Source organism: uncultured Streptococcus sp., assembly GCF_901875575.1.
Taxonomy (GTDB): Bacteria; Bacillota; Bacilli; order Lactobacillales; family Streptococcaceae; genus Streptococcus.
In genome coordinates this window covers 19,466-27,067 of record NZ_CABFMF010000016.1, presented here as the reverse complement: position 1 = coordinate 27,067, position 7,602 = coordinate 19,466, and the positions used below count along the sequence as shown (strand labels likewise).

Here is a 7,602-nt window from a genome sequence, read left to right as displayed (position 1 = left end):
TTAAATACACCATCAGTTATTATTATGGATAATGCAAGATTCCATAGAATGGGTAAGCTAGAACTCTTGTGTGAAGAGTTTGGGCATAAAATTTTACCTCTTCCTCCCTACTCACCTGAGTACAATCCTATTGAGAAAACATGGGCTCGTATCAAAAAGCACCTCAAAAAGGTATTACCGAGTTGTAATACTTTTTTCGGGGCTCTTTTATCCTGCTCTTGTTTCAATTGACTATACATTACTCCAACATAAGTTCTAAAAACTAACCTAAAATCCCATTAAAACGTCTCATACTAACTTCCACCATAGCGGAACTTAATCTGAAACGCTTTCAGATAGAGGGATTTTGTGCGCTCTTTTTTCTATTCATTTCGGCTACAAAAGCGATGAAATCAAGCATTATTAAAATCAGTGGAACTTACCCTGACACGGAATTCTACTGGTTTTTACGATTCTTATCAGACTAACTTCTACTTCTACTAGCGGTGGAACTTAGTTTGGGGATTTAGCACCCAGAAACATCCACATCAAATCTTTTTGAAAGATGTTTGAAGCTTTGCCCTTGCTTTCTAAGTTCATAAATCTGAACTTTATCCTCATAACTCAATTTCATAATAAAACACCCCAAAAGTTAGATTTTTTCTGTCTAACTTTTGGGGTGCAGTTCAACTTCAGCTTTTTTATTAGTGATCACGGTCACATGAAATGAATTTAATCTTGTAGTAATCAGCTCGTTTATAAGTTTCGCTATAGGCGAGAACTTGACCAGTAGACTCTAGTTTAGTGGTTTTGGTTTGTAAAACAGTAGGGAATTCTTCATTGACTCCTAGAATCGTAGCAGCATGTTCTGGAGTTGGGAATGCTATTTCATTGATTTCTTCAAAATGTTCATCATTCATATGAATGTGGTAATCTAACTTGAAACGGTTATATATTGAACTATAATATTCAAGATTTGGATAATTTGCATTGATGTATTGTTCTGGAACATAAGATGTATGATAGATATATGCGACACCGTTTGTTTTACGGACGCGTTCAATCTTATAGTAGAATTGATCACCACGAAGTCCAAGTTTTTCTAAGTAGTTTAGTTTGTTTGCACGTTCAATCGAAAGAACAGTAACCTTGTCATCTTTGGTTTCGAAAACTTCTACATCAGAAAACTCTACGAGTTTATGCTTACGGGCGCGTGAAACGAATGTTCCTTTCCCTTGTTGGCGGACAATATAGCCGTCTTTGGCAAGGTCGTTCAAGGCACGGACAACAGTAATCGAACTTACATCATACATTGCAATCAATTCAGCTTCGGTGTAAAATTTATCTCCACTGGCAAATTGACCAGAGATGATTTTGTTCTTTAACTCGTCTTTAATATATTGATATTTAGGAATTGCCATATTTTTACCTCGATTTTCTTTCTCCGTTAAAGATTCTACCATAAAAATTAAAAGATTAACAGTTTTTTGAATAAAAAATTTAAGATAATAGGCTATAAGGTTAATTTACATAGAATTATTATAAAATGATACATATTTATACTTGCTGCACAAATCTTACTATTTTATATATTATAAGTTTTTTTGGGAAATTTAGTAAAAAATGAAAAAAATGTGAAAACCTATTGACAAATGGAAGATATTCATGTATATTTACTATGTCAATGAATGAAAGCGTAAACTTTAATTGTCAGAAGGTAGTATTATGACACGATTTGAAATTAGGGAGGATTTCTATTTAGATGGGAATTCCTTCAAGATTTTGTCCGGTGCCATTCATTATTTTAGAATTCCGTCAGAGGATTGGTATCATTCACTATACAATCTTAAAGCACTTGGTTTTAATACGGTTGAGACTTACGTTGCATGGAATTTACACGAACCTGTTGAAGGGGAGTTTAATTTTGAAGGTGCTCTGGATTTGGAGAAGTTTCTCCAAATAGCACAGGATTTGGGACTTTACGCTATTGTGCGTCCGTCACCGTTTATCTGTGCAGAATGGGAATTTGGTGGCCTACCAGCTTGGCTTCTGAATAAAGACATGAGAATTCGCTCATCCGATTCTAGCTTTATTGAGGCAGTTGGTCGTTATTATGACCAATTATTGCCAAGACTTGTACCACACTTGCTTGATAAGGGCGGAAACATTCTTATGATGCAAGTGGAGAATGAATATGGCTCTTATGGGGAAGACAAGTCTTATCTGAGAGCGATTCGAAAATTGATGGAAGAACGAGGGATTGATTGCCCACTCTTTACTTCAGATGGTCCGTGGAGAGCTACTCTAAAAGCAGGAACTCTAATCGAAGATGATCTCTTTGTAACGGGAAACTTTGGTTCCAAAGCTCCTTTCAACTTTTCACAGATGCAGGAATTCTTTGATGAGCATGGTAAAAAATGGCCACTCATGTGTATGGAATTTTGGGATGGTTGGTTCAATCGTTGGAAAGAACCAATTATCACTCGAGATCCGAAAGAATTGGCAGACGCTGTTTGTGAAGTCTTGGAGCAAGGATCAATCAATCTTTATATGTTCCATGGTGGTACAAACTTTGGTTTCATGAATGGTTGTTCGGCTCGAGGAACCTTGGACTTACCTCAAGTGACATCTTATGATTACGATGCTCTTCTTGATGAAGAAGGGAATCCAACTGCCAAATACTTAGCAGTCAAAAAGATGATGGCAACGCATTTCCCAGAGTATCCACAGTTAGAACCACTCTACAAAGAGAGTATGGGATTAACTTCCATTGGTCTAACGGAAAAGGTCTCCTTGTTTGAAACCTTGGATAGTCTCTCAAGTCCAGTAGAAAGTCTCTATCCTCAAAAGATGGAGGAGCTAGGACAAAGTTATGGCTATCTTCTCTATCGCACTGAAGCAAGTTGGGATGCAGAAGAGGAACGTCTCCGTATCATTGATGGACGTGACCGTGCTCAACTCTTTGTAGATGGTCAATGGATTACCACTCAATACCAGACAGAGATTGGGGAAGATATTTTCTATCAAGGCGAAAAGAAAGCGTTATCTAGGATTGATATATTGATAGAAAATATGGGGCGTGTCAATTATGGTCACAAATTTTTAGCTGACACGCAACGTAAAGGAATCCGAACAGGTGTCTGCAAGGATTTACACTTCTTACTTAATTGGAAACACTATCCACTACCACTGGATAATCCTGAGAAAATTGATTTCTCAAAAGGATGGACAGAAGGACAACCTGCCTTTTACGCTTACGACTTCACAGTTGAAGCGCCAAAGGATACCTACTTAGACTTGTCTGAGTTTGGTAAGGGAGTTGCCTTTGTTAATGGGCATAACCTAGGACGTTTTTGGGACGTCGGGCCAACCCTCTCGCTTTATATTCCTCACAGCTTTCTTAAAGAAGGTGCTAATCGCATTATAATTTTTGAAACAGAAGGTCAATATAAAGAAGAGATTCATTTAACTCGTAAACCTACACTAAAACACATAAAGGGGGAAAACTTATGACAATTGTAGGATGCCGTATTGATGGACGTTTGATCCACGGACAAGTAGCCAATCTTTGGGCAGGAAAACTAAATGTTTCACGCATTATGGTTGTAGACGATGAGGTTGTTAACAACGATGTTGAAAAGAGTGGTTTGAAACTTGCGACACCACCAGGAGTAAAATTGAGTATTTTGCCAATTGAAAAAGCGGCAGCCAATATTCTTGCTGGTAAATACGATAGCCAACGTCTCTTTATCGTGGCTCGTAAACCAGACCGCTTCCTTGGTTTGGTAGAAGCAGGTGTACCACTTGAAACCCTTAATGTTGGGAATATGTCTCAAACACCAGAAACTCGTTCTATTACACGTTCTATAAACGTGGTAGATAAAGATGTGGAAGACTTCCACAAATTAGCAGAAAAAGGTGTTAAACTTACTGCTCAAATGGTTCCAAATGATCCAGTTTCAGACTTTTTGAGCTTATTAAAATAGGAAAAAATTTTTAGGAGGTCATTGTTATGATACAATGGTGGCAAATTTTACTTCTCACTTTGTACTCAGCTTATCAAATCTGTGATGAGTTGACGATCGTTTCATCTGCAGGTTCCCCTGTATTTGCTGGTTTCATTACTGGTTTAATCATGGGAGATGTGACAACTGGTTTGTTTATCGGTGGTAGCTTGCAGTTATTCGTGCTTGGGGTAGGTACCTTTGGTGGTGCTTCTCGTATCGACGCAACTTCTGGTGCGGTTCTTGCAACAGCTTTCTCAGTTTCACAAGGGATTGCTACAGACCTTGCAATTACTACAATCGCCGTTCCAGTAGCAGCTCTTTTGACTTACTTTGACGTACTTGGTCGTATGACTACTACATTCTTCGCACACCGTATTGATGCTGCGATTGAACGTTTTGATTACAAAGGAATCGAGCGCAACTATCTTCTTGGTGCTCTTCCTTGGGCTCTTTCTCGTGCCCTTCCAGTATTCTTTGCCCTTGCCTTTGGTGGTGCATTTGTACAAACAGTAGTAGACTTGGTTAAACAATACCAATGGGTTGCAGATGGCTTAACTCTTGCTGGTCGTATGCTTCCAGGTCTTGGATTCGCAATCTTGCTTCGTTACCTTCCAGTTAAGCGTAACCTTCACTACCTTGCTATGGGATTCGGTTTAACAGCTATGTTGACTGTTCTTTACTCATACGTAACAGGTCTTGGTGGCGCTGTTGCTGGTATCGTAGGTACTCTACCAAAAGATGTTGCTGAAAAAATTGCTTTTGTCAACAACTTTAAAGGTTTGTCTATGATTGGTATCTCTATCGTAGGTATCTTCCTTGCAGTGCTTCACTTCAAAAATAGCCAAAAAGTAGCTGTAGCAGCACCTTCTACACCATCAGAAAGTGGGGAAATCGAAGATGACGAATTCTAATTACAAACTAACAAAAGAAGATTTTAATCAAATCAATAAACGTAGCTTGTTTACTTTCCAATTAGGTTGGAACTACGAACGTATGCAAGCTTCTGGTTACCTGTACATGATCTTGCCTCAATTGCGTAAAATGTACGGGGATGGAACTCCTGAATTGAAAGAAATGATGAAAGTTCATACTCAATTCTTCAATACTTCACCATTCTTCCATACTATTATCGCTGGTTTTGACCTTGCCATGGAAGAAAAAGATGGTGTGGGTTCAAAAGATGCCGTTAACGGTATCAAGACAGGTTTGATGGGACCATTCGCTCCTCTTGGAGATACTATCTTTGGTTCACTAGTACCTGCTATCATGGGATCTATCGCTGCAACAATGGCTATTGCTGGCCAACCTTGGGGTATCTTCCTTTGGATTGCAGTTGCAGTAGCGTATGACATCTTCCGTTGGAAACAGTTGGAATTTGCATATAAAGAAGGGGTTAACCTGATCAACAACATGCAAAGTACTTTGACAGCCTTGATTGATGCTGCATCTGTACTTGGTGTCTTCATGATGGGTGCTCTAGTAGCAACAATGATCAACTTTGAAGTTTCTTACAAATTACCAATCGGTGAAAAATTAATTGACTTCCAAGATATCTTGAACTCAATCTTCCCACGCTTGCTTCCTGCAATCTTTACTGCCTTTATCTTCTGGTTGCTTGGTAAGAAAGGTATGAACTCTACTAAAGCAATTGGTATTATCATTGCTCTTGCAGTAGGTCTTTCATTCATCGGTAAATTCTTACTTGGAATGGGCGTATAATTTATGACGAAATCATTAATTTTGGTGAGTCATGGTCGCTTCTGTGAAGAACTTAAAGGTAGCACAGAAATGATTATGGGTCCACAAGACAATATTCATGCAGTGGCTCTTCTTCCAGAAGATGGACCAGAAGATTTTACTGCAAAATTTGAAGCTGCTATTGAAGGTTTGGATGATTTCCTAGTCTTTGCAGATCTTCTAGGTGGAACACCATGTAACGTGGTAAGCCGTTTGATTATGGAAGGTCGTGATATTGACCTTTACGCAGGGATGAATCTTCCAATGGTGATTGAATTTATCAATGCGAGCCTTACAGGCGCAGATGCGGACTATAAGAGCCGTGCTGCAGAAAGCATCGTGAAAGTCAATGATCTGTTAGCGGGCTTCGATGATGATGAAGACGAATAAGATGTGACAACGTGAAAATCACAGGGAAAATAGGCGATAAGAGAATGGAGCGATGCTTCGACGATAATCGGTCTTTTTCCCAAAGATTTTAGTTGGAACTCAATTCAATTCATGTGAAAACGTGAAAATCGTTAGAGCATCTTATATAGAATATACATGGGAATGGGGCTTACTCCCGTTCCCATATTTAATAGAAAAAGAGGAACTCAATGCTAAATTATACAAAAGAAGACTTACTTAAATTGGGTGCTGAAATTACAACACGTGAAATCTACCAACAGCCTGATGTATGGAAAGAAGCTTTTGAATCTTATCAAGAACAACGTGAAGAAATTGCGGCCTTCCTACAAGGGATTGCTGCTAAACATGACTATATCAAGGTCATCTTGACAGGTGCTGGGACGTCTGCTTATGTAGGAGATACCTTGGTACCTTACTTTAAGGAAGTTTATGACGAACGCAAGTGGAATTTCAATGCCATTGCGACAACCGATATCGTTGCCAATCCAGAAACTTATTTGAAAAAAGATGTAGCGACGGTTCTTGTATCTTTTGCTCGTAGTGGGAATTCGCCTGAAAGTGTGGCGACTGTTGATTTGGCTAAAGCCTTGGTTGATGAGCTATACCAAGTGACCATTACTTGTGCTGCAGAAGGGAAGTTGGCTCTTCAGGCACACGGGGATGAACGTAACCTCTTGCTTTTGCAACCTGCTGCTTCAAATGACGCTGGATTTGCCATGACATCTAGCTTTACTTCTATGATGTTGACAGCTCTCTTGGTCTTTGATCCAACAGAATTTGCTGTGAAATCTGAACGTTTTGAAGTTGCATCTAGTCTTGCACGTAAAGTCCTAGACAATGCAGAAGATGTCAAAGAGCTTGTTGACCTAGACTTTAACCGTGTTATCTACCTTGGTGCGGGTCCTTACTTCGGCCTTTCTCATGAAGCGCAACTTAAGATTTTAGAATTGACAGCTGGTCAAGTTGCAACTATGTATGAAAGCCCTGTTGGTTTCCGTCACGGTCCAAAATCATTGATCAACGAAGATACAGTCGTTTTAGTTTTTGGTACAACGACAGATTATACTCGTAAGTATGATTTGGATTTGGTTCGTGAAGTTGCAGGTGATCAGATTGCTCGTCGTGTTGTACTTTTGAGTGACCAAGCCTTTGGTCTTGAAAATGTAAAAGAAGTAGCGCTTGGATGTGGCGGTGTCTTGAACGATATTTACCGTGTCTTCCCATACATCGTTTACGCTCAACTCTTTGCCCTATTGACTTCACTCAAAGTTGAAAATAAACCAGATACACCATCACCTACAGGTACAGTAAACCGAGTGGTACAAGGTGTAATCATTCATGAGTATCAAAAATAAGGGAGTGTTTATAAATTCTTGATAAAGGATTTTGTAAATCATACAAGTAAACCATAGATTGTGAATAGCCTTTCTATGGTTTGTTTGCTTAATAGAATTAGAAAGAAGGAGAA

8 protein-coding genes and 1 pseudogene are annotated in these 7,602 nt (G+C 39.1%); 7 read left to right on the top strand and 2 right to left on the bottom strand.

Going from position 1 to position 7,602, the window contains the following annotated elements; all coding sequences use genetic code 11:
• On the top strand, positions 1-231 hold a 231-nt coding region (locus tag QZ114_RS05740), incomplete at its 5' end, for a transposase (RefSeq protein ID WP_295500793.1).
• A gap of 283 nt (positions 232-514) precedes the next feature.
• Here QZ114_RS05740 and QZ114_RS05735 read toward each other — a convergent pair.
• Both QZ114_RS05735 and QZ114_RS05730 read right to left on the bottom strand, forming a co-directional pair.
• Positions 515-613: pseudogene (locus QZ114_RS05735) on the bottom strand (transposase); the annotation flags it as partial.
• A 70-nt stretch (positions 614-683) separates the two neighbouring features.
• The gene (locus QZ114_RS05730; protein ID WP_295500791.1) at positions 684-1,400 is read right to left on the bottom strand and encodes a GntR family transcriptional regulator; all 717 of its coding nucleotides are present in this window, start codon (positions 1,398-1,400) and stop codon (positions 684-686) included.
• A gap of 304 nt (positions 1,401-1,704) precedes the next feature.
• On the opposite strand from QZ114_RS05730, the gene QZ114_RS05725 reads away from it, so the two are divergent.
• From QZ114_RS05725 to QZ114_RS05700, 6 genes are all read left to right on the top strand, one after another.
• Positions 1,705-3,492 (top strand): beta-galactosidase family protein, encoded by a 1,788-nt coding sequence (locus QZ114_RS05725; RefSeq protein WP_295500789.1) that lies wholly within the window; start codon positions 1,705-1,707, stop codon positions 3,490-3,492.
• Positions 3,489-3,965 carry a PTS system mannose/fructose/N-acetylgalactosamine-transporter subunit IIB gene (locus tag QZ114_RS05720; protein ID WP_000156974.1) on the top strand — a complete coding sequence of 159 codons (477 nt, stop codon included), beginning with the start codon at positions 3,489-3,491 and terminating at the stop codon, positions 3,963-3,965. Before QZ114_RS05725 ends, QZ114_RS05720 begins: the two co-directional genes overlap by 4 nt.
• Positions 3,966-3,991: 26 nt before the next feature.
• Complete coding sequence (locus QZ114_RS05715; RefSeq protein ID WP_125431552.1) at positions 3,992-4,897, top strand: PTS mannose/fructose/sorbose/N-acetylgalactosamine transporter subunit IIC; 906 nt, start codon at positions 3,992-3,994, stop codon at positions 4,895-4,897.
• The gene (locus QZ114_RS05710; protein WP_125431549.1) at positions 4,884-5,705 is read left to right on the top strand and encodes a PTS system mannose/fructose/sorbose family transporter subunit IID; all 822 of its coding nucleotides are present in this window, start codon (positions 4,884-4,886) and stop codon (positions 5,703-5,705) included. The genes QZ114_RS05715 and QZ114_RS05710 overlap by 14 nt, the downstream gene beginning before the upstream one ends.
• Positions 5,706-5,708: 3 nt before the next feature.
• Positions 5,709-6,113 carry a PTS sugar transporter subunit IIA gene (locus QZ114_RS05705; RefSeq protein ID WP_080977736.1) on the top strand — a complete coding sequence of 135 codons (405 nt, stop codon included), beginning with the start codon at positions 5,709-5,711 and terminating at the stop codon, positions 6,111-6,113.
• A gap of 209 nt (positions 6,114-6,322) precedes the next feature.
• Positions 6,323-7,489, top strand: coding sequence for an SIS domain-containing protein (locus QZ114_RS05700; RefSeq protein ID WP_295500778.1), 1,167 nt, complete (start codon positions 6,323-6,325; stop codon positions 7,487-7,489).
• The last annotated feature ends 113 nt before the right edge of the window (positions 7,490-7,602 follow it).